Source organism: Curtobacterium sp. MCBD17_019 (genome assembly GCF_003234555.1).
Taxonomy (GTDB): domain Bacteria; phylum Actinomycetota; class Actinomycetes; order Actinomycetales; family Microbacteriaceae; genus Curtobacterium.
The window spans coordinates 1-20,464 of record NZ_QKTT01000017.1; the positions used below are offsets into that span (position 1 = coordinate 1).

19 protein-coding genes and 1 pseudogene are annotated in these 20,464 nt (G+C 73.8%); 5 read left to right on the forward strand and 15 right to left on the reverse strand.

The features are described from left to right. Positions 1 to 89: 89 nt before the first annotated feature. A complete protein-coding gene (locus tag DEI82_RS13925; protein WP_111037316.1) occupies positions 90 to 1,451 on the reverse strand; it encodes an NtaA/DmoA family FMN-dependent monooxygenase in 1,362 nt (453 codons plus the stop codon). After that, positions 1,448 to 2,470, reverse strand: a complete 1,023-nt coding sequence (locus tag DEI82_RS13930; RefSeq protein ID WP_258372076.1) for a hypothetical protein — start codon at positions 2,468 to 2,470, stop codon at positions 1,448 to 1,450. The genes DEI82_RS13925 and DEI82_RS13930 overlap by 4 nt, the downstream gene beginning before the upstream one ends. 182 nt (positions 2,471 to 2,652) lie before the next feature. On the opposite strand from DEI82_RS13930, the gene DEI82_RS13935 reads away from it, so the two are divergent. After that, complete coding sequence (locus DEI82_RS13935; protein ID WP_181435221.1) at positions 2,653 to 3,552, forward strand: LysR family transcriptional regulator; 900 nt, start codon at positions 2,653 to 2,655, stop codon at positions 3,550 to 3,552. A gap of 117 nt (positions 3,553 to 3,669) precedes the next feature. Here the strand turns inward: DEI82_RS13935 and DEI82_RS13940 are convergent, their stop codons facing one another. From DEI82_RS13940 to DEI82_RS13950, 3 genes are all read right to left on the reverse strand, one after another. Beyond that, entirely contained in the window at positions 3,670 to 4,182 is a 513-nt protein-coding gene (locus tag DEI82_RS13940) for a gluconokinase (protein ID WP_258368699.1), read from the reverse strand. Next, positions 4,179 to 4,496, reverse strand: coding sequence for a putative quinol monooxygenase (locus DEI82_RS13945; RefSeq protein ID WP_111037319.1), 318 nt, complete (start codon positions 4,494 to 4,496; stop codon positions 4,179 to 4,181). Before DEI82_RS13945 ends, DEI82_RS13940 begins: the two co-directional genes overlap by 4 nt. A gap of 228 nt (positions 4,497 to 4,724) precedes the next feature. Further along, a complete protein-coding gene (locus tag DEI82_RS13950) occupies positions 4,725 to 5,393 on the reverse strand; it encodes a hypothetical protein (protein ID WP_111037320.1) in 669 nt (222 codons plus the stop codon). A gap of 97 nt (positions 5,394 to 5,490) precedes the next feature. On the opposite strand from DEI82_RS13950, the gene DEI82_RS13955 reads away from it, so the two are divergent. Continuing rightward, a complete protein-coding gene (locus tag DEI82_RS13955) occupies positions 5,491 to 7,221 on the forward strand; it encodes a molybdopterin-dependent oxidoreductase (protein ID WP_309146653.1) in 1,731 nt (576 codons plus the stop codon). On the opposite strand, the gene DEI82_RS13960 is transcribed toward DEI82_RS13955, so the two are convergent. Further along, on the reverse strand, positions 7,208 to 7,792 hold the full coding sequence (locus DEI82_RS13960; RefSeq protein ID WP_111037321.1) for a TetR/AcrR family transcriptional regulator: 585 nt from the start codon (positions 7,790 to 7,792) through the stop codon (positions 7,208 to 7,210). The two genes, DEI82_RS13955 and DEI82_RS13960, sit on opposite strands and share 14 nt — an antisense overlap. A 91-nt stretch (positions 7,793 to 7,883) precedes the next feature. Between DEI82_RS13960 and DEI82_RS13965 the strand changes: the two genes are divergently transcribed. Next, complete coding sequence (locus tag DEI82_RS13965) at positions 7,884 to 8,987, forward strand: hypothetical protein (protein WP_111037322.1); 1,104 nt, start codon at positions 7,884 to 7,886, stop codon at positions 8,985 to 8,987. Positions 8,988 to 9,017: 30 nt separating this feature from the next. Here the strand turns inward: DEI82_RS13965 and DEI82_RS13970 are convergent, their stop codons facing one another. Further along, positions 9,018 to 10,049 carry an alcohol dehydrogenase catalytic domain-containing protein gene (locus DEI82_RS13970; RefSeq protein WP_111037323.1) on the reverse strand — a complete coding sequence of 344 codons (1,032 nt, stop codon included), beginning with the start codon at positions 10,047 to 10,049 and terminating at the stop codon, positions 9,018 to 9,020. A 162-nt stretch (positions 10,050 to 10,211) separates the two neighbouring features. On the opposite strand from DEI82_RS13970, the gene DEI82_RS13975 reads away from it, so the two are divergent. Then, positions 10,212 to 11,192: an aldo/keto reductase gene (locus DEI82_RS13975; protein WP_111037324.1), complete on the forward strand. Its 981-nt coding sequence runs from the start codon at positions 10,212 to 10,214 to the stop codon at positions 11,190 to 11,192. A gap of 84 nt (positions 11,193 to 11,276) precedes the next feature. On the opposite strand, the gene DEI82_RS13980 is transcribed toward DEI82_RS13975, so the two are convergent. From DEI82_RS13980 to DEI82_RS14010, 8 genes and pseudogenes are all read right to left on the reverse strand, one after another. Next, positions 11,277 to 12,065: a putative protein N(5)-glutamine methyltransferase gene (locus tag DEI82_RS13980; protein WP_111037325.1), complete on the reverse strand. Its 789-nt coding sequence runs from the start codon at positions 12,063 to 12,065 to the stop codon at positions 11,277 to 11,279. A 6-nt stretch (positions 12,066 to 12,071) separates the two neighbouring features. Continuing rightward, entirely contained in the window at positions 12,072 to 13,049 is a 978-nt protein-coding gene (locus DEI82_RS13985; protein WP_111037352.1) for a ribose-phosphate diphosphokinase, read from the reverse strand. A gap of 8 nt (positions 13,050 to 13,057) precedes the next feature. Further along, positions 13,058 to 14,533 (reverse strand): bifunctional UDP-N-acetylglucosamine diphosphorylase/glucosamine-1-phosphate N-acetyltransferase GlmU, encoded by a 1,476-nt coding sequence (gene glmU, locus DEI82_RS13990; protein ID WP_111037326.1) that lies wholly within the window; start codon positions 14,531 to 14,533, stop codon positions 13,058 to 13,060. Positions 14,534 to 14,716: 183 nt separating this feature from the next. After that, the gene (locus tag DEI82_RS13995) at positions 14,717 to 16,261 is read right to left on the reverse strand and encodes a Mur ligase family protein (protein WP_111037327.1); all 1,545 of its coding nucleotides are present in this window, start codon (positions 16,259 to 16,261) and stop codon (positions 14,717 to 14,719) included. A gap of 130 nt (positions 16,262 to 16,391) precedes the next feature. Beyond that, positions 16,392 to 17,144 carry an MFS transporter gene (locus DEI82_RS16570; RefSeq protein WP_258372071.1) on the reverse strand — a complete coding sequence of 251 codons (753 nt, stop codon included), beginning with the start codon at positions 17,142 to 17,144 and terminating at the stop codon, positions 16,392 to 16,394. A 115-nt stretch (positions 17,145 to 17,259) separates the two neighbouring features. Then, positions 17,260 to 17,778, reverse strand: a pseudogene (locus tag DEI82_RS16575) (MFS transporter); the annotation flags it as partial. 135 nt (positions 17,779 to 17,913) lie between these two features. Next, complete coding sequence (locus DEI82_RS14005; RefSeq protein WP_111037328.1) at positions 17,914 to 18,405, reverse strand: DUF4126 domain-containing protein; 492 nt, start codon at positions 18,403 to 18,405, stop codon at positions 17,914 to 17,916. A gap of 170 nt (positions 18,406 to 18,575) precedes the next feature. Further along, entirely contained in the window at positions 18,576 to 19,370 is a 795-nt protein-coding gene (locus tag DEI82_RS14010; protein ID WP_146242924.1) for an HpcH/HpaI aldolase/citrate lyase family protein, read from the reverse strand. 80 nt (positions 19,371 to 19,450) lie between these two features. On the opposite strand from DEI82_RS14010, the gene DEI82_RS14015 reads away from it, so the two are divergent. Beyond that, complete coding sequence (locus tag DEI82_RS14015; protein ID WP_111037330.1) at positions 19,451 to 20,419, forward strand: amidohydrolase; 969 nt, start codon at positions 19,451 to 19,453, stop codon at positions 20,417 to 20,419. Positions 20,420 to 20,464 lie beyond the last annotated feature (45 nt).

Here is a 20,464-nt window from a genome sequence, read left to right on the forward strand (position 1 = left end):
GGCCGGCGGGACCGGACGGGTGGGGCGCGGTGCTGGGTGGAGAGGGAGGTGCGGAGGGTGTGGGGTCCGGCCCCGCACCTCCCGGCTGGTCAGGCGGTGGCCGGCTGGTGCCGGAACCGTGCCGCCCGGTGGCTGGCGGGGAGGTGCGGGCCGCGTCCCGAGAGCCGTTCGCGGAACGTGCCCGTGCGGGGCGTCTCGGGCAGCATGCCACGACGACGGAGTTCGGGCACGACGTCGGCGATGAACGACCGGTACGAACCCGGCGTGACGTAGGGCGTGTAGTTGAAGCCGTCGAGGTCGGTGTCGGTCACCAGGGCCTCGATGCGGTCGACGACCTCGGTCGGCGTGCCGGTCAGGACGAACTCGCGCATGCCGTTCCGGATGAAGTCCGCGGTGGCCTCGCGCACGGACGTGCCCTTGTACCGCTCGACCTGGGTCCGGCCGCCCTCGGTGGTGACGTCCGAGAACGAGCCCTCGGGGTCGAGCGCGGCGAGGTCGATGCCGGTCATGCTCGCGTAGTAGACGCGTGCGGCGTCCGGGTCGACGTAGGAGAGGTACTCCTCGAGCTGGTCCTCCGCCTGTGCCGTGGACGGTGCGGTGATGACCGACAGACCGGAGACGGTGCGGATGTCGGTCCCGGCCCTCCCGGCCTGCTCGGCGCGGGTGCGGATGTCGGTGACCTGCGCGGCCAACGAGGACGCGTCCTTGCCCTGCAGGAACACGAGCTCCGCGTTGCCCGCGGCGAAGGCGCGACCCGATGACGACGCGCCGGCCTGGAACAGCACGGGCGTGCGCTGCGGCCCGGGCTCGGTGTTGGCGTAGCCCTCGACGTCGAAGTACCGGCCGTGGTGCACCACCTTGTGCACCTTGCTCGCGTCCGCGTACCGACGTGCGCCCTTGTCGGCGAGGACGGCGTCGTCCTCCCACGAGCCCTCGAGGAGCGCGTAGCTCAGCTCGAGGTACTCCTGCGCGATCGCGTACCGCTCGTCGTGCGGCACGTAGCGGTCCTTGCCGAACAGCTCCGTGACGACCGCGCTCGACGTCGTGACGACGTTCCAGGCGATGCGGCCGCGGGTCAGGTGGTCGAGCGTGGCGAAGCGGCGTGCGTTCGCGAACGGCGGCTCGAAGCTCGTCGACGACGTCACGCCGAAGCACAGGCGTGGGGCGGCCGCGGCCATGGCGGGGACGAGGAGCATCGGGTCGTTCTTCGGGATCTCGACGCCCTGCTCGAAGGCCACGTCGGGCACGACGCCGTCGATCACCGGGTACCCGTACGAGTCGGCGAGGAACATGAAGTCGAACCCGCCGTCGTCGAGCATGCGGGCCAGGTCGGTCCAGTGCTCGAGCTCCTTGTAGCGCCACGTCGTGTTGTCCGGGTGCGCCCAGAGCCCCTGGCTCGTGAGGTTCACGCCGTTGATCTCGAACGCGCCGAGGAACAGTTCCTTCGTCATGCTCGCCCTCCTGTGAGCCACGCGGTGAGCTCACGGTCGAATCGGTCGCGGGTGTCCGCGGACATCCCGGTGGCCCGCGTGCCGGTGCGCGCGAGGTCGGCCAGGGCCTGGTCGTCGAACCCCCACGTCGTGCGGGCGATCGCGTACTGGTCGGACACGGTGGCCCCGAACCAGAGCGGGTCGTCCGCGTTCAGGGTCACCGGGACCCCGCGCTCGACGAGGACCGGGGCGGGGTGCGACGCGAGGTCGGCGACGACGCCGAGCCGCACGTTCGACACCGGGCAGACGTCGCAGACGATCCCCTCGGCCGCCAGCCGATCGGTGACGCGGGCGTCCTCGACCGCTCGGAACCCGTGCGAGATCCGGGAGGCACCGAGCACGTCGAGCACGGCCGTCACGCGGTCCGGCCCGCCGGTCTGGCCCGCGTGGCTCACGACCGGGAGGCCCGCCGCCCGTGCGGCGCGCGCCGCACCGACGAACGGGGCCAGGTCGCCGTCCTCGTCGAAGCAGGCGGTGCCGAGCGCGGTGACGCCGCTGCCGGCGAAGCGGGCGGCGAGCGCACCGAGCTCGTCGGCGAGGTCCGCGTCGGCGTCGGTGTTGAGCGTCAGGTCGGCACCGACCTCGACGGGCGTGCCCGCGGCGGCGGCGTCGGCGGCCGCCTCGGCGAAGGCCGCGAGGACGGTGCGCAGGACCTGCTCGTTCCCGCCGAGACGCTCGGCGTACAGCTGCGGCTCGACGGCGGGCTCGAGGTACCGGACGCCCTCGGCGGCCTCGGCGTGCACGAGTGCCCGGCAGAGTGCGGCGAGGTCCTCGTGCGTCGCGACGAGGGCCGGGACGGTGCCGTACGCGTCGAAGAACGCCCAGACGTCGGCGAACCGCTCCGGCCGGTGGAACGGGAGGCCGCGTCGCGTCGCGAGGGCGCGGACCGCGTCGACCGGGTAGCTGCCGTCGAGGTGCGCGTGGAGGTGGGTCTTCGGCAGGGCGCGGAGCCGGTCGTCGGCGGTGGTGTGGACCGGCATCTGCACGTCCGGCAGCGTAGGGCGAGGGCACCACGGCTGTCGCATAGGATGCGCCACTGGGGCCATAAGCAGCGCTGATGTGCCCGCCGACACGGGGATCGGCGCGGTGCGGCGCCGCACCCGGGCCCGGATCCGTTACACGCCGGAAACGCGCGGAGCGCGCGAGCGAGGAGGACCACGCCGTGCCCGTCGACCTCGACCTCCGGCTCCTCCGCGCGTTCGTCGTGCTCGTCGCCGAGCAGGGGTTCACCGCCGCTGCCGCCGTGACCGGGGTGTCGCAGCCGGCCCTGAGTCAAGCCATCCGACGACTGGAGGACGTCCTCGGGGTCGAACTCGTCGACCGCCGGGGCCGGACGCCCGGGAGCGGTGTGCGGCTCACCCCGGCGGGGCACGCGTTCCACGTCGACGCCGTCGCCGTGCTGGCCGCCGCGGAGCGCGCGGTGGCCCGGGCTCGTCGGGTCGCCGCCCGGCCGCGCGTCGTCGTCGGGTTCGGCACGAGCGCGCCACGGGCCCTGACCGGTCTCGCCGTGCGCGAGGGCGAGGCCGCCGACGTCGAGGTCGTGCTCGAGCACGTCCCGTGGGGCAGCGAGCACCAGCGGCTCGCGGCGGGTGAGGTCGACGTGCTCGTGGCGCAGCTCTCCCCCGGGTTCGCGGAGGCCGACTGGGTCGCCACGGTCCTCGGCACGCGCGACCTCGTCGCCGTGTTCCGCGCCGACCACCCGCTCGCCGGACGCACGGCACTGGCGCTCGCGGACCTCGACGACGAGCCGATCGTCGACGCCGCCTCGGACCGGGACTTCTGGATCGCGGCGGCACGGCCGGACGGGCGGGCTCCCGTCGTCGTCGGACCCCCGGCGCGGACGGTCGAGGAGATGCTCGCGCAGGTGGCGGCCGGGCGGGGCATGGCGTTCACGAGCACGACGGTGGCCGAGAACGCCGGGGGCACGGGACTCGCGTTCGTGCGGATGGTGGGCCTCCCGGCGGTCACCGTCGCCATGGTCCGCCGACGCGACGACGACCGCGCGCACGTCCTGGACCTGGTCGAGCGCGTCCGCCGGTCCTGGGCCGACCCGGCCGCCTGACCGGCGCTGTGGCCCCGGTGCCGGCCGCCTCGGGCCTCGCCAGCGCCGGCCCCCTCGGGCCTGGCCGGTGCCGGGGCCCTCGGGCCTCGCTGGCTCCAGCCGGCTCCGGCTGGCCGGTCAGCGGGTGACGAGGGCGCTGTCGATGCTCTGGATCACGGACTCGAGGGTCTGGTCGATCCGGACGACGAGCCCGGCCTCGTCGGCCTGCAACGGCTCGAGCGTCGCGAGCTGCGAGCCGAGCAGCGAGTCGGGCATGTACTCGTGGTGCCGACGGCGCTGCCGTTCGGCGATGACGTCCTCGTCGCCGGTGAGGAACACGAAGAACAGGTCGGGGTTCGTCGAACGGAGGCGGTCCCGGTAGACCCGCTTCAGCGCGGAGTTCGCCATGACGCAGCGCTGCCCCTGGGCCTCGATCGCGGCGATGCGGGCCGCGCAGATGTCGAGCCACGGCCAGCGGTCCTCGTCGGTCAGGGGATGCCCGGACCGCATCTTCTCCTTGTTCGCCTGGGGGTGCAGGTCGTCGGCGTCGACGAACTGGGTGCCCTCCCAGTGGCGCGCGAGGGCGGAGCCGATGGTCGTCTTGCCCGAACCGGACACCCCCATGACGACGACGGGGCGATGACCGGTCACAGCGCGCCCTTGGCGTCGTCGCCGAGCGGCACCGGGCGGAGGACCCGCACCTCGAGCGGACTCGCGAGCAACGGCTGCACGCGCTGCGTGAAGGCGGTGAACTCGGGCGCGGCGCCGTGCTGCTCGAGGGTCTGCTGGTCGCTCCACTGCTCGATGAGCACGAGGACGCCCTCGCCGGCCTCGTGCAGCGCGTAGCGGAGGTTGCCCTCGTCCTGCTGTGCGACCGGCACGTACTCCTGCACGGCGGCGGTCAGGTCCGCGACGGACTCGGGCTTCGGACGGAAGGTCGCGACGACGACGATCGGATCGGTCATGGGCCCACAGTACGAACCGGTGCGTGCGCCGCTCCCAGGGCGTCCGGAGGCTCGCGCTCGCGGCGGCGAGAGGCAATGGGATCGGCCGTGGCGGGGCGCGGCGCGAGCGCGAGCGCGAGCGCGCAGGACATGCCGCTCACGTCATGAGCTGAGCGGCGCGTTGTGCGATCTCGCGAGCAGTGAGCGGCGCGTTGTGCGATCTCGCGAGCAGCGGTTGGCCGACCCTGCCTACAGGATGACGCGCTCGGCGGCGAGGTCGGCGCTGAGCCGGTCGAGCGCCGGCCCACGGCCGAGCAGCCGCAGCGACCCGAGCGCGCGGCGCACCGCGAACGTCGCGACCGCGGGCGTGCCGTCCGGACGGTGGAAGTGGATGGCGATGACCGCGCGGTGGGGGGACGAGGAGCCGTCGGGGAGGTCCTCGACACCGACGTGCACGACCCGCGTCCACCGGACCACGAGCACCCGCAGGGCCTGCCGCCCGTCGAGTTGCCACAGGGACGCCTCGGTCGCGCCGAACCCCCAGACGACGTGGCGCCCGAGGGCGACCTCGGGATGCGCGCGCCCGACGAGGTCGCGGAGTTCGCTCGTCGGCACCGCCGGCACGAGCCGCACGGTCGGGTCGATGCTGCGGATCGCCCGTCCGAGCGACAGGTCGGTCGTCCGGACGCGCTTCGACCATGACATGCCGACGCCGAGCGCCACGATGAGCACCCCCACGAGCGTCGCGAGGAACTGCACGACCCCGAGCACACGGAGGTCCGCGGCGGGATCCGTGCTCACCACCGTCACCCGCACGACGAGCAGCGCCACCCACAGCACGACGACGCCCCACCGCACGATCGCCCAGCGGTCGACGCCGCGCGCGATGCGGCGGTCCGGGCCGAGGTGGGTGGTCACCGTCCGATCCTCGCACGCAGCGGTCCCCGGCGAAGCGCCGAGTTCGGGGGGTCCGGCGACCCGGGGAACCGCCAGAGGACCCGCCTACGATCGCCCCGTGAGCACCGAGGACCCGGACCAGCGCGACGCCGCTCGACACCACCGCCCGGCGCCCGGTGCCGACCGCCCCGCGCCCGGTGCCGACCGCCGCGCGTCCGGCACTGCCATCGCGGCGCCCCTTGCCGCGGAACCCGTCGACCGCCCGCTGCACCTGCCCGACCGCACACGGACGATCGCCGCCGCGGCCGTGGGGCTCGTGGCCGGGATCGTGTTCCTCGCCGTCGCCGAGATCGTCGCGCTCCTGCTCAACGGTGCCGGCAGTCCGCTCGTCGCGGTCGGCTCGGCCGCGATCGACCTCGCGCCGCGGTGGGTGAAGGACCTCATGGTGACGCTGTTCGGCACGGGCGACAAGGCGGCGTTGTTCGTCCTCATGGCAGTGCTCCTCGCCCTGATCACCGCGGCGGCGGGCGTCCTCGAGCGCCGTCGTCCGCCGTTCGGCACCGTCGTGTTCGGCGTCGGCGGGGTGATCGCACTCGTCGCGGTGATGACCCGTTCCGGCAGCGGGAGCCTCGACGGTGCGCCCTCGGTCGTCGGGGTCCTCGCGGCGGTCGTCACGCTCCGCCTGGGCATGCAGCGGTTCCGGCGGTGGGACGCCGCCGCCGAGCAGGACGCGACCCCGACCGCAGCGAGCACGATGACGGGCTCCCCCGCGGTGCAACGCCGGGCGTTCCTCGGGTGGACGCTGACCCTCGGCGTCACCGCGCTCGTCGTCGGGGCCGGCGCGCGCGTCGTCGACGCGGCGAGCTCCGCCGCAGCGGCCGTCAAGCGCGCCGTCCACCTGCCGACACCGGCCGTGCACGAGCGCGCGGTCCCGGCCGGCGCGAGTCTCGGCGTGCACGGGATCACGCCGTACGTCACCCCCAACGCCGAGTTCTACCGGATCGACACCGCGCTGCGCGTGCCGTCGGTCGATCCCGACACCTGGAAGCTCCGGATCACCGGCATGGTCGACCACGACGTCGAGATCTCGTTCGCCGACCTGCTCGCCCGGCCGCTCGAAGAGCACATGGCCACCATGAGCTGCGTCTCGAACGAGGTCGGCGGCGACCTCATCGGCAACGCGCTCTGGCTCGGGTACCCGATCCGGCACCTGCTCGCCGAGGCCGGCCCGCACGCGTCGGCGGACATGGTGCTCTCGCGGAGCGTCGACGGGTTCACCGCGGGCACACCCCTCGACGTGCTGCAGGACGCCGGCACGGACGCGATCCTGGCGGTCGGCATGAACGGCGAGCCGCTGCCCGCCGAACACGGGTTCCCGGTCCGCATGGTGGTCCCCGGCCTGTACGGCTACGTGTCCGCCACGAAGTGGGTGACCGAGCTCACCGTCACGCGGTTCGCCGACGCCGAGGGCTACTGGACACCCCGCGGGTGGAGCGCGCACGGGCCGGTCAAGCTCGAGTCGCGGATCGACACGCCACGGTCTGGAGGCACGGTGCGCGCGGGCGAGCGGGTCGCCGTCGCCGGGGTGGCGTGGCAGCCGCACACCGGCGTGCGGGGCGTGCAGGTCCGCGTCGACGACGGAGCATGGCGCGACGCCGAGCTCGCGGACTCGGTGTCCGCGGACACCTGGCGGCAGTGGGTGCTCCGCGACTGGACGCCGACGCACGGGCCGCACACCCTGACGGTCCGGGCGATCAGCGCGGACGGCACGGTGCAGACGAGCGTCGAGCGGGCGCCGGCACCGAACGGGGCGAGCGGCTGGCACTCGGTGGGCGTCACCGCGAGCTGAGGTCGCCGCCGCCCGTGATCGCGAGGAACCGCGCCATGGTCTCGCGGACGACCGCGACCAACGCGCGGTCACCGTCCTCGTCGAGCCAGCGGTCGAGCGACACCCACCACACGGCACCGCTGACCTCGGCGGCGAGCGTGGCGGACAGGTCGTCCTCGCCGCGCTCGACGAACCCGGCACGGACGGCCCGGGCGAGCGCCGCATGCTTCGTCAGCTCGCGTTCGCGCAGGCGCTCGTCGCTCCGGACCACCGCACGGTGGGTGAGCAGGTACTCGCGCAGGGGTTGGAACCGGGTCTCGGCCAGGGTCTCCAGCCCCGCCGCGATGAGGGCGATCGGCGCGAGGTCCGGCGGCGCCTGGGCGAGCAGCTCGGCCACCACCGCGGGGAACTGGTCCTCGAACCCGAACAGGACCTCGCGCTTGTCGGCGAAGTGCCGGAAGAACGTCCGGGTGGTGAGGCCGGCGTGCGCGGTGATCTGCGGGACGGTGGTCGCGGCGAACCCCTGCTCACGGAACAGCTCGAGCGCGGCCTGCTCGAGGCGCGCTCGTGCATCCGGATCCCATCGAGCCACCCGTCGATCCTACTCACGACACGTCGTGTCATCACGTGTATCGTGACGACACGACGTGTCATCGAGGCACGCGGGACGGGCGGAGCACGACATGCACGACGAGGTCATGGTCCTCGGGGCCACCGGGCGCACCGGACGGGCGATCGCGGCGGAGCTCCACGCCCGCGGTGTCCCCGTGGTGCTCGCAGCGCGGGACCGAGCGCGGCTCGAGGAGGTCCGGGACGCCCTGTCCGCCGTCGCCTCCGAGCGACACGGCCCGGCCGCGAGCAGTCCCCGGATGGTCGTCGGCGGGTTCAGCGACCTCCTCGCGGCGATCGGACGGGAACGACCCGGGGTCGTCGTCAACACCGTGGGCCCCTTCACGCGGACCGCGCTCCCGGTCGTCCGGGCGCTCCCACACGGCACGCACTACCTCGACCTGTCGAACGAGTACGCCGCGGTCGACGACGTCCTGCGGCAGGACCGTCGCGCGGCAGTCGCGGGACAGGTCCTCGTGCCCGGCGCCGGGTTCGGGGTGGTCGCGGTCGAGAGCGTCGTCGTGCGCCTGTGCGACGGCGAGCCCCGGCCGCGGCGCGTCCGGGTCGACGCGATCGCCTCGGTGGCGACCGAAGCCGGGACCCTCGGCAGCGCCCTGGCGGAGTCCATCGCGGACGTCGCTGCCTTCGGCGGAGCGCAGGTCCAGGACGGTCGACTCGTCCGCACGCGACGGGTCGTCACGGACTACCGGACCATCACGACGCCGGACGGGGACCGTGTCGGCGCCGGCAGCGGCGCGAGCGGTGAACTGCTCGCGGCCTGGCTCGCGAGCGACGCGGACGACGTGGTCGCGGCCTCGGCCCTCGTCCCCGCGAACCCCGCGGTGCGCGCCGTCCTCCCGCTCGCGACCACCCTGTTCCGGATCGCCCCCGTGCGGCGCTTCGTCGTCGGGCGCCTGTCCGCGATCCGCTTCGAGGACCGACCTCGCCCTCGGGCGTCGTCGTGGGGCCACGCACGGGTCGAGTGGCCGGACGGCCGCGTGCGCGAGGGCTGGCTGCGGCTCGGTGACGCGTCCGTGTTCACGACCGCAGCCGCCGTCGAGGTCGCGACACGGCTCCTCCAGGGCGAAGGCCGACCGGGCGCTGCGACGCCCGGCGTGGTGTTCGGCGCCGACCTGGCGGTCGCCGCTGGCGGCGTCGTCGTCGACGCGCCTGCGTGAGCGGGGTGTCGACGACACCGGCCGCCAGGGTCAGAGCACCGCCACGGTCATCCCCGGCACCGCGGCGGGTCCGTCGAGTCCGGTGAGCGCGGCGGGCAGCTCCTCGAACCCGATGGTCCGGCCGACCGTGGTGTCCGGCCGCAGGTGCCCCGACACGATCGCGGCGAGCATGGCCGCGTACTCCGCGACGGCGATCCCGTGGCTCCCGAGCAGCTCGAGCTCCTGGGCGATGACGCGGCCCATCGCGACGGCGGGCTCGGCCTCGGCGCCGAGCAGCAGCCCGACCTGGACGTGACGCCCCCGTGGGCGGAGGCTCTCGATCGCCGCGTTCGACGTGCTCCGGCTGCCGAACGCGTCGAAGGAAACGTGGACCCCGCCCCCGGCGAGCGCGCGCACCCGCTCGACGGCGTCGGGTCCGCTCGGCACGGTCACGGCGCCGAGCGCCTGGGCCCGTTCGAGCGCCGCGGGAGCGACGTCGACCGCGATCGCCTGGGCCCCCGCCGCGAGCGCAACGACGATCGTCGAGAGCCCGACCCCGCCGCAGCCGTACACGGCGACCCACTCCCCCGTCTGGACCCGCCCGCGCGCGTGGACGGCGTGGTAGGCCGTGCCGAACCGGCAACCGAGCCCCGCGGCCTCGACGAACCCGATCGCGTCGGGCAGCGGCACGAGGTTGAGGTCGGCGTGCGGCACCACGACCTGCTCGGCGAACGACCCGGGCAGCGTGAACCCCGGCTGCTCCTGCCGTGTGCACACCTGCGTCGCCCCGGCGCGGCACTCGTCGCACGTGCCACAGGCGAACACGAACGGCGCGGTCACCCGGTCACCGACGCGGTGCTCGTGGACGTCCGGACCGACCTGGGCCACGACGCCCGCGAACTCGTGCCCGGGGACGTGCGGCAGGTGCACCGAGTCGTCGTGTCCGCGCCATGCGTGCCAGTCGCTGCGACACACGCCCGTCGCCGCCACCCGGACGACCACGCCGTCGGGCGGACAGGCGGGGGCGTCGACCTCGACGACGGAGGGCTGGGCACCGAAGGCGTCGTACCGGACTGCGCGCATGCGCCAATCCTCGCAGCCCCGACGAGCGGGCGGCGTGCCCCGTTGCGCGAGATCGCAGTCGTCGTCGCTCTGGAGGCCCGCAGAACGGCGACGACTGCGATCTCGCGGAGGGGTGCGGCGTGTACACAGGGGAGCACGACGACGACGTCAGGAGACGACCGCATGGAGTACACCCACCTCGGACCGACCGGCCTGCGGGTCAGCCGCATCACGCTCGGTTGCATGAGCTTCGGCAACGGCAACGAGCAGCAGACCTGGACGCTCGACGCCGCCGCGGCGGAGCCGATCTTCCGGAGGGCGGTGGAGCTCGGCATCGACTTCTGGGACACCGCGAACGTCTACGGGCGCGGCAGTTCGGAAGAGGTCACCGGCGCGGCGATCCGCGAGTACACCCGCCGCGAGGACGTCGTCCTGGCCACGAAGGTGTTCGGTGAGATGGGCCCGGGCCCCGGCGAGTCCGGACTGAGCCGTCGGGCGATCCTGGAGCAGGTCGACAAGTCCCTGCAGCGACTCGGCACCGACTGGATCGACCTGTACCAGATCCACCGGTTCGACCCGGAGACCCCCGTCGAGGAGACGATGGAGGCCCTGCACGACGTCATCCAGGCGGGCAAGGTGCGCTACATCGGTGCGTCGAGCATGTGGGCGTGGCAGTTCGCCAAGCTGCAGGCCGCAGCGGACCTCGGTGGGTGGACGCGATTCGTGTCCATGCAGAACCAGTACAGCCTCGTGCAGCGCGAGGAGGAGCGCGAGATGTTCGGGCTCCTCGCGGACCAGGGCGTCGGGTCGATCCCGTGGGGTCCCCTGCAGGCCGGCAAGCTGGCACGCCCGTGGAGCGAGCAGAACACCGCCCGTGCCGGTGACGAGCCGGAACGCGACCCGAAGGGGAACCCCGTCCGACTCGACTCGGACGAGGGCATCGTCGACGCGGTGGCGCGGATCGCCGACGAGCGCGGGGTCAGCATGGCGCAGGTCGCGCTCGCGTGGGTGCTGCGCAACCCGGTCGTGGACGCGCCCATCGTCGGCGCCACCAAGGTGCACCACATCGAGGACGCCGCGGCTGCCCTCGACGTCCACTTGACCGACGACGAGGCAGCGGCGCTCGAGGAGCACTACGTGGCCCGGCAGCCGACGTTCTTCTGACCCGGGCCCATCCCGCGAGATCGCAGTCGTTGCCGCTCAGGCCACCCTGAGAACGGCATCGACTGCGATCTCGCGGGGGTGGGGTCAGGCGGGGCGGACGGCGACGACGACCGTGGCGTCACGGTCCTCGTCTCGAGCGATCCGCGCCTCCAGGCCGGCGGCCGTGAAGAGCGCGGCGGATGCGTCTGCCTGTTCTGCGCTCACCTCGATGACGACGGCGCCGCCGGGGCGGAGCCACTCGCCGACGCCCGCGGCGATCCGCCGGTGCACGTCCAGCCCGTCGGCGCCGCCGTCGAGCGCGACGCGGCGCTCGTGCTCACGCGCCTCCGGCGGCATCAGCGCGATGGCGTCCGTCGGCACGTAGGGCGCGTTCACCGCCACGACCGTGACGGCGCCGCGGAGGCGGTCCGGCAGCGGCTCGAACAGGTCGCCGACGACGGCCACGGCACGGCCGGCCAGGTTCTCGGCCGCGACCTCGACCGCGTCCGGGTCGATGTCCACCGCGACGAGGTCCAGCAGCCCCACCGTCACGATGAGGCCGACGCTGATCGCGCCGACGCCGCAGCACAGGTCCACGACGCTGTCGCCGACCTGGAGGAACGGGGCGGCCTCCTCGACGACGAGCTCGGTCCGCCGACGGGGCACGAACACGCCGGGCACCACCCGGACCCGGTGCCCGCAGAACGACGCCCACCCGACGACGACCTCGAGCGGTTCGCCCGCGAGGCGCCGTTGCAGCAGGGTCCGCAGCCGGACCGCGTCGCCGTCCGCCTCGTCGAGGATGACCGTGGCCTCGTCCTCGGCGAACACGCTGCCGGCCGCGCGGAGTCGGGCGGTCAGGGCGCGGTGCGCGGCCGGGTCGTGGTCGGCCATGCGCCGCTACGCTGCGCCGTCGAACATCGAGGTCACGGAGCCGTCGTCGAAGACCTCGTGGATGGCGCGGGCGATGAGCGGCGCGATCGGCAGGATCGTCAGGCGGTCCCAGCGCTTGTCGGGCGCGAGCGGGAGGGTGTCGGTGACGACGACCTGGTCGATGAACTCGCTCTGCAACAGCTCGGTCGCCGGGTCGGAGAACACCGCGTGCGTGGCCGCGACCACGACGCCGACCGCCCCGTTCGCCTTGAGGGCCTCGGCCGCCTTGGCGATCGTCCGGCCGGTGTCGATGAGGTCGTCGACGAGCAGGCACCAGCGGCCCGAGACGTCCCCGACGATCTCGTGGACCGTGACCTGGTTCGGCACGAGCGGGTCACGGCGCTTGTGGATGATCGCCAGCGGCGCGCCGAGCTTCTCGCTCCAGATGTCGGCGACGCGGACGCGGCCCATGTCGGGCGAGACGACCGTGAGCGTCGCCGGGTCGAGCAGCTGCCGGAAGTGCTCGAGCAGCACGGGCATCGCGAACAGGTGGTCGACCGGACCGTCGAAGAAGCCCTGGATCTGCGGTGCGTGCAGGTCGACGCTCATGATCCGGTGGGCGCCGGCGGCCTTGAACAGGTCGGCGACGAGGCGGGCCGAGATCGGCTCACGCCCGCGGCCCTTCTTGTCCTGACGGGCGTACGGGTAGAACGGCGCGACGACCGTGATCCGCTTGGCCGAGGCCCGCTTGAGCGCGTCCACGATGATGAGCTGCTCCATGAGCCACTCGTTGATGGGCGCGGTGTGCGACTGGATGACGAACGCGTCGCAGCCGCGGACCGACTCGTCGAACCGCGCGTAGAGCTCGCCGTTCGCGAAGGTCCGGGCGTCCGTCGGGACGAGGTCGAGCCCGAGTTCGTCCGCGATCGACTCGGCGAGCTCCGGATGCGCTCGGCCCGACACCAGCACGAGTCGCTTCTGGCCGGTCATCTTGATTCCGGACACCTGTGTGCTCACTCCTCGACCCGCGGGGTCGCGCTCTGGGGGGATGGGGCGGACGCGCGTCGTGCCCCCGCGGCCGCAGCGGCCTCGGCAGCAGGGGTTCCGGGCCGATGTTCCTCGACCCAGCCCTCGGTGATGCGCTGCGGGGCGTAGCTGATGGCGAGCGAGCCGGCGGGGACGTCCTTGCGGACCGTCGTTCCCGCTCCCGTGTACGCCCCGTCCCCAATCCTAACCGGGGCGACGAAGACGTTGTGCGAGCCGGTGCGGACGTGGGAGCCCACCTCGGTGCGGTGCTTGTGCACGCCGTCGTAGTTCGCGGTGATCGTGTTCGCGCCGATGTTCGAGCCCTCGCCCACCTCGGCGTCCCCGATGTACGACAGGTGCGGCACCTTGCTGCCGCGGCCGATGCGGGCGTTCTTCGTCTCGACGAAGGTGCCGATCTTGCCGTCGTCGCCGAGGTACGTCCCGGCCCGGAGGTACGCGAACGGCCCGACGGTCGCCCCCGCACCGACGACCGCGAGCGTCGCGTCGGTCCGGACGACGGTCGCCCCGGGCCCGACCTCGGTGTCGCGGAGCGTCGTGTCCGGCCCGACGACCGCGCCGGCCGCGATCGCCGTGGCCCCCTCGAGTTGCGTGCCCGGCAGGATCTCGGCGTCGGGCTCGATCGTGACGTCGAGGTCGATCCACGTCGTCGCCGGGTCCTTGATCGTGACGCCGGCGAGCTGGTGCGCGCGGACGATCCGGGCGTTGAGCTCGCGCCCCGCGTCGGCGAGCTGAGCGCGGTCGTTCACGCCGGCGACCAGCCACGGGTCGGACAAGGTGAGGACGTCGATGCGACCACCCCGGGCGGCGATGAGGGCGGGCGCGTCGGTGATGTACTTCTCGCCCTGCGCGTTGTCGGTGCCGATCGACGGCAGGACGGCGCGGAGCTGCGCGACGTCGAACGCGTAGATGCCCGCGTTCGCCTCGGTGATCATGCGCTGCTCGTCGGTGGCGTCCTTGTGCTCGACGACCCCCGTGAACGCACCCCGCTCGTCGCGGAGGATCCGTCCGAGCCCGGTCGGGTCGGGCGCGATCGCGCTGACGAAGGTCACGGCGTCGCCCGCGGTGGTGTGTTGCTGCACGAGGGCCCGGACGCTCGCCGCGTCGAGCAGCGGCACGTCCGCGCTGAGCACGACGACGACGCCGTCGAAGTCGGCCGGGAGCGCGGCGACCGCCACCTCGACGGCACGGCCGGTGCCGGGAAGGTCGTCCTGGTCGACGACGAGGGCGTCCGGCATGCGCTCGGTCACCTCGGCCGCGACGCGCTCGCGCTCGTGCCGGACGACGACCGCCACGTGCGCCGGTGCGAGGGACTCTGCGGTGCGGAGCACGTGGGCGATGAGCGGGAGTCCGGCGAGCCGGTGGAGCACCTTGGGGGTCGCGGACTTCATGCGGGTGCCCTGCCCGGCGGCGAGGACGACCACGGCGATCGGCTGGTCGGTCATGCTCCCATCCTGGCCCGGTTCGCGGCCGGGAGGGACGACACACGGGCCCGGCGTCGGGTCCGGTGCCGCGCCTCCCGGCCGACACGCCGTCGGTCAGCCGACGAGCGTCAGTTCCACCCCTCCCGGACCCGCTGCCGGGCCTCGCGGACCCGGTCCTGGCCGCGCGCGGGCCGCGCCGCCGCCTCAGGCCCCGACGCCGACGCCCCATCCGGCCTCGGCGAGCGCCACCCCGGCGTCCTCGTACGACGAGTAGGGGACGTGCGCGTCGCCGATGATGCGGTAGTCGGTCAGCCCGGGGCCGGCCCAGTACACGGCCCCGTCCGCTCCCGCGTGGCGGAGGGCGGCGCGGATCGCGGTGGGCGGATCGGCGATCTCGAGGATGGTCGTGTCGGTGCCCGCCCCGCGCGCGCCGGCGAGGATCGCCGCGCGGATGGCGTCCGGGTCCTCGTGCCGGGGGTGGTGGTCCGCGACGATGACGACGTCGGCGTGCCGGGCCCCGACCTCGCCCATGCCCGCGCGCTTGGTCGGGTCCTTGTCCCCGTCGGCGCCGACGACCATGACGAGCGGCCCGGCCGTGAACGCCCGCATCGCGATGAGGCTCTTCTCGAACGCGTCGGGGGTGTGCGCGAAGTCGACGAAGACCCGGGGCCCGGTGGCCGCGGACGCGTCCGCCATGCGCCCGGGGACGTCGACGTCGAGCCGAGCGCCGACCGCGCGCACGAGGTCCGGGAACGGCACGCCCGAGGCGGCGAGCATGACGATCGCGAGCCCCGTGTTCGCCGCCATGTGCACGCCGAGCAGGGGCACCTCGGTGGTGACGGTCGCTCCCCCGGGGCCGTCGAGCCGGAACCGTGTGGCGTCCGGGCGCTGCTCGAGGACGGTGACGTGCCAGTCGGCGGCCGTGTCCGGGCGCGAGGTGATCGTCGTCAGGGGGACCTCGGCGGACGCCGCGATGCGCGCACCGGCGGCCGAGTCGAGCGACACGACCGCGCACCGCGATCGGTCGGGGCGGAACAGGAGCGCCTTGGCCGCCAGGTACGCGTCGAGGTCGGCGTACTCGTCGAGGTGGTCGTGGCTGAGGTTCGTGAACCCGGCGACGTCGACGACGACCCCGTCCACCCGGTGCCGGGACAGGGCCTGCGCGCTGATCTCGAGGGCGACGCCGTCGGCACCGTGCTCCAGGGCCGCGGCGAGGAACCCGTGGAGCTCGCTCGCCTCGGGGGTCGTCAGCCGGCTCGCGATGACCCGGTCGCCCACGTGGCGCTCGGCGGTGGAGGTCAGCGCGGTCCGCCACCCGAGTCGGCGCATGACCGCGTCGAGCAGGTACACGCTCGACGTCTTGCCGTTCGTGCCGGTGACGCCGAACAGCGTCGCGGACGGCGCGGACGTCCCGAACACGACCGCCGCCGTCCGACCGAGCACGGCGCGGGGTGACGGCACGACGAGGACCGGCACGGTCGACGCCGCGAGCGCCTCGGCACCCGCCGCGTCGGTGAGGACCGCGACGGCCCCCGCCGACAACGCGGCCGGGACGAACCGGACGCCGTGCGTGTGGGCACCGGGCATCGCGACGAACAGGTCCCCGGGGCGGACCTCGCCGTCCTCGACGGCGACGCCGGTCACGCGCAGGTCGTCGGGGACGGCGGTCGGCGTGGTCGCGCCGACCGCCTCGGCGACGGCACGGAGCGCGGTGCCCGTCGGGTTGCGAGGCCGGAACGCATCGGACACCGGTCGACTCCTCGTCGTCGTGGCTCAGGACAGCGCGACGCTACGCCGGAGAGGTGCGGGTCGGGGTACGTGCCGTTCAGGCGACGGCGAGGAGGGGGACGCGTGCTGCCCCCTCCCACCCGACTGCGGCTCAGGCCCGCCCGAGGGATGCCGGCTGCGCGCGCTGCACCCGGACGAAGAGCATGAGCACGAGCCCGGCGAGCAGCACCGCGACGATGCCGAGGATGCCGAACCGCGTGGATCCGCCGATCGTCACGGCGAGTCCGAACAGCGCGGGTGCCAGGAAGCTCGCCGCCCGGCCCGTGGTGGCGTACAGACCGAAGAGCTCGCCCTCGCGCCCGGGGGTCGCGAGGCGCGCGAGGTAGGCGCGGCTCGACGACTGCACCGGGCCGACGAACAGACACAGCGCGAGGCCGAGCACCCAGAATCCCTGCTGCGCGGTGCCGATGAACAGGACGCCCGTGCCGCACGCGACGAGTCCGACGAGCGCGGCGAGGATGAGCGCGCGCGAGCCGAAGCGGTCGTCGATCCGTCCGGACACGACGGTGGCGATGCCCGCGACGACGTTCGCCGCGATCGCGAACAGGATGACCTCGGACGACGAGAACCCGAACACCTGCGCGGCGATGATCGCCCCGAACGTGAACACGGCGGCGAGGCCGTCGCGGAACACGGCGCTCGCGACGAGGAACATGAGGAGGTCGCGCCGCTCGCGCCACAGTCGGGCGACGTCGCGGCCGAGGTCGGCGTAGGCGGTGAGGACGCCGCTGCGCCGCGCCGGTCCGCGGGTGGCCTCGGGCACGACGACGAACAGCGGCACCGACGAGGCCGCGAGCCACAGCGCGGCGATGCCGATCGCGACCCGCGACGCTCCACTCCCCACCCGCCACGGTCGACGGCAGGCCGAGCAGTCCCGCGCGGTCGGGCGAGTCGAAGTCCTGGATGCACAGCACGAGCAGGACGACGAGCAGCACGATGCCCCCGAAGTACCCGGCGGCCCAGCCGATGCCGGACACCCGGCCGGTCCGGCCCTCGGGGGCGACCTGCCCGAGCATCGCGTTGTAGCCGACGCTGGCGATCTCGTACGCGACCGTGCCGATGCCGAGGAGGGACGCCCCGAGCACGAGGTACGGCTGGGCGGGCGCGACGAACACCATGCACCCGATGCTCAGCACGATGCCGATCGTCGCGAGCAGCACGGACCGCTTCCGGTGCCCGGACGCGTCGGCGAACCGGCCGATCGCCGGTGCGATGAGCGCGACGACGACGCCGGCGATCGTCAGCGCGACCGACACCACGGTCGCGTTGTGGGCGAGGGCTGCCTCGACCGCCCGCCGCCCGGCTGCACCGTGCTCGTGCGCGACGAGGGCGGGGTCGACGAACGCGCGGCTGGCCAGGTAGGTGCTGAAGACGAACGTCGTGACGACGGCGTTGAAGGCGGCCGATCCCCAGTCCCAGAGCGCCCACGCGACGAGGCCACGCCGGTCGGTGCGCTGCGGGGGCGCCGTTGCTGCCATGGGCGAACCGTAGCGGAGCCGGGTGTCGCGCGGGTCGCGGCGCTGGCGGTCGGCGGCGATCGCACGCGCTGACACGGCCGACCGGAGCCGGACGGGAGGGGCGCAGCCGCTGGCCCCGCCCCTCCCGTCCGTCGGTCAGTCGGCGGTGACCACCGCGGTCGCCCCCGCGACCGTGATCGCGTCCCCGACGAGCGCGACGACCGGGTCCGGCAGGCCGCTGACCCAGCCGAGGGCCGTGCGGCCGAGGTAGCCCGCGTAGCTCCCGATCACCGCGCCGACGCCACCGAGCACCGCGGTCTGGAGGCGCGACACACTGCTGCCGCCCACGCTCCCGATGACGAGCCCGGCGATCGCACCGGCGGCGACACGTCCGAGGAGCGCCCCGGGCTTCAGCCGACTGGGCGTGACGGGGAGCTTGTCGGCGACGAGTTCCCCGGCCGCCGAGGCGACGAGGGCGCCTCGGCCGACGGGCGAGCGGAACACGGGCCACTGCTGCCAGGCACCGTGGAGCGAGGGGCGATCGTGCTGCAGCGCGAGGACCGCGAGGGGCGTGGCGGACCGGGCGCCCGTGAACACGCCGAGCAGCAGTGCCCGGGCCGGGATGGACAGCGTGGTGGTGCTCGGCATGGTGGGCTCCTCGTGGTGGCGGATGTGGTCCTCGCGCGAGGCTACCGACCGCGGGCCGACGGGGACCCAGCCCGCCGACGGGTGACGTGGAACGCGGCGACCGAGCGGGCTGCGGCGGCACCATCCAGCGCCCGGCACGCGGTCACCGGGCGTCGGGGCCGTGTGGACCGTCAGCGGGCGCCGGTCGCTCCGCGCTCCTCCGCACCGGCCGCGAGTCCGGCGCGGATGCCGGCCCAGCCGTCGCGGAGGATCCCGTCGTCCGTCCCGGCGACGACGAGCCCGAACCCGTGGGCCGCGAGGACCCGCGCCCGCTCGGGCGTGCCGCCGTACGCCGCGGCGAGGATCCCCGCTCGACGGCAGGCCGCGGCGATCCGGACGAGCGGCGCGGACGACGAGTGGTCGGCGAGGAGGTCGTCGAGCGCGACGCCGAGGGCCAGCGCGAGGTCGAACGGCCCGACGAAGATCCCGTCGACGCCCTCCGTCTGGGCGATCTCCTCGACGTGGGTCAATGCGGCGGCGGACTCCACCATGACGAGACACTGCGGCTCGTCCTCGGGTGCGTGTCCGCCGTACGCCGCGTCCACGCCGAACGCACGGCGGGCGGGCCCGAAGCTCCTGGCGCCGAGCGGCGGGTAATGGCATGCACGGGCCGCGCCCTGCGCCTGGGACGGGTCCTCCACCATCGGGACGATGATCCCGCTCGCGCCTGCGTCGAGCGCGCGGCCGATCAGCTCCGGCCGGTTCCAGGCGACACGGACGACCATCGTGACGTCACGTGCGAGCCCGGCGCCGATCGTCGCGGCGAGGTCGTCCGGCGGGTACCCGTGCTGCTCGTCGACGCAGATCCACGGGGCCCCGGAGGCCGCGAGCGAACCGACCACCCGGGGGCTCGCGTAGTTCGACCACAGACCCCAGAGCGGATCGTCCGACGTCGTCGCGGCGCTGTGCATCGTCCTCGCTGTCACGCCATCAGCTTTCCAGATGGCATGTTTCCAGCGCGTGAAGACTTGCGGCTGGAATCCGGTACCGCCCCGATACTTGCCCCATGAGAATGCAGAACGCGGTGACGCCTGACGCTCAGGCGCTCTACGACGGTCCGGTCATCGACGCGCACTTCCACATGTGGGACCTCGCCGGGGACCACTACCCGTGGCTGATGCCCGGCGGGAGCTTCGGTCCGAAGGGCCTCTTCGACTCGCTCAAGCACGACTACGTGCTCGACGACTACCGCCGCGACATCGACGGACAGAACGTCGTGGCGTCGGTGCACATCGAGGCGCTCTGGGACGCCGAGGACAGCCCGGTGAACGAGACGCGGTGGCTGGAGTCCCTCGACAAGTCCGACAACCTGGCGATCCGGTACGTCGCCGCCGTGCCGTTCGAACGACCCGACACCGAGCAGCTCATCCGGGAGCAGGCCGCGTTCGAACGGGTCGTGTCGATCCGGCAGACGATCGCGTGGAACCCCGACCCGGAGAACACGATGATGGCGGAGGCGGAGATCAGTCGACGCCCCTCGTGGCGGGCAGCCCTTCCGGTGATCGCGGAACTCGGTCTGGCGCTCGACCTCCTCATCTACCCGTGGCAGGCGGACGAGGTCGTCGAGCTCGCGGCCGCGTACCCGTCGTTGACGATCGTGGTCAACCACATCGCGAGCCCGATCGACCAGAGCCCCGATGGCCTCGCGCGGTGGCGGGACGACGTCGCCCTGCTCGCGACCGCCGCGAACGTGGTGATCAAGGTCTCGTCGGTGCACGGCTACCTCCCTGAACCGACCTACGCGCACGCCGAACCGCTGATCCGCCACGTCCTCGACCGGTTCGGCGCGGGCCGCAGCATGATCGCGAGCGACTTCCCGGTCGGTGGGATCCGCGGGATCACCTACGCCGAGGCCTTCGACCAGTACCGCCGCGCAGCCGCGCACCTGAGCGCCGACGAGCAGTTCGCGCTGTTCTGCGGCACCGCCTCCCGCGTCTACCGGATCCCGCTCGCGTCCGTGGGCGTGCAGCCTTGAGCAATCGCAATGCGTAATTCGCCGGAAACAAAACGTTCGAAAAGC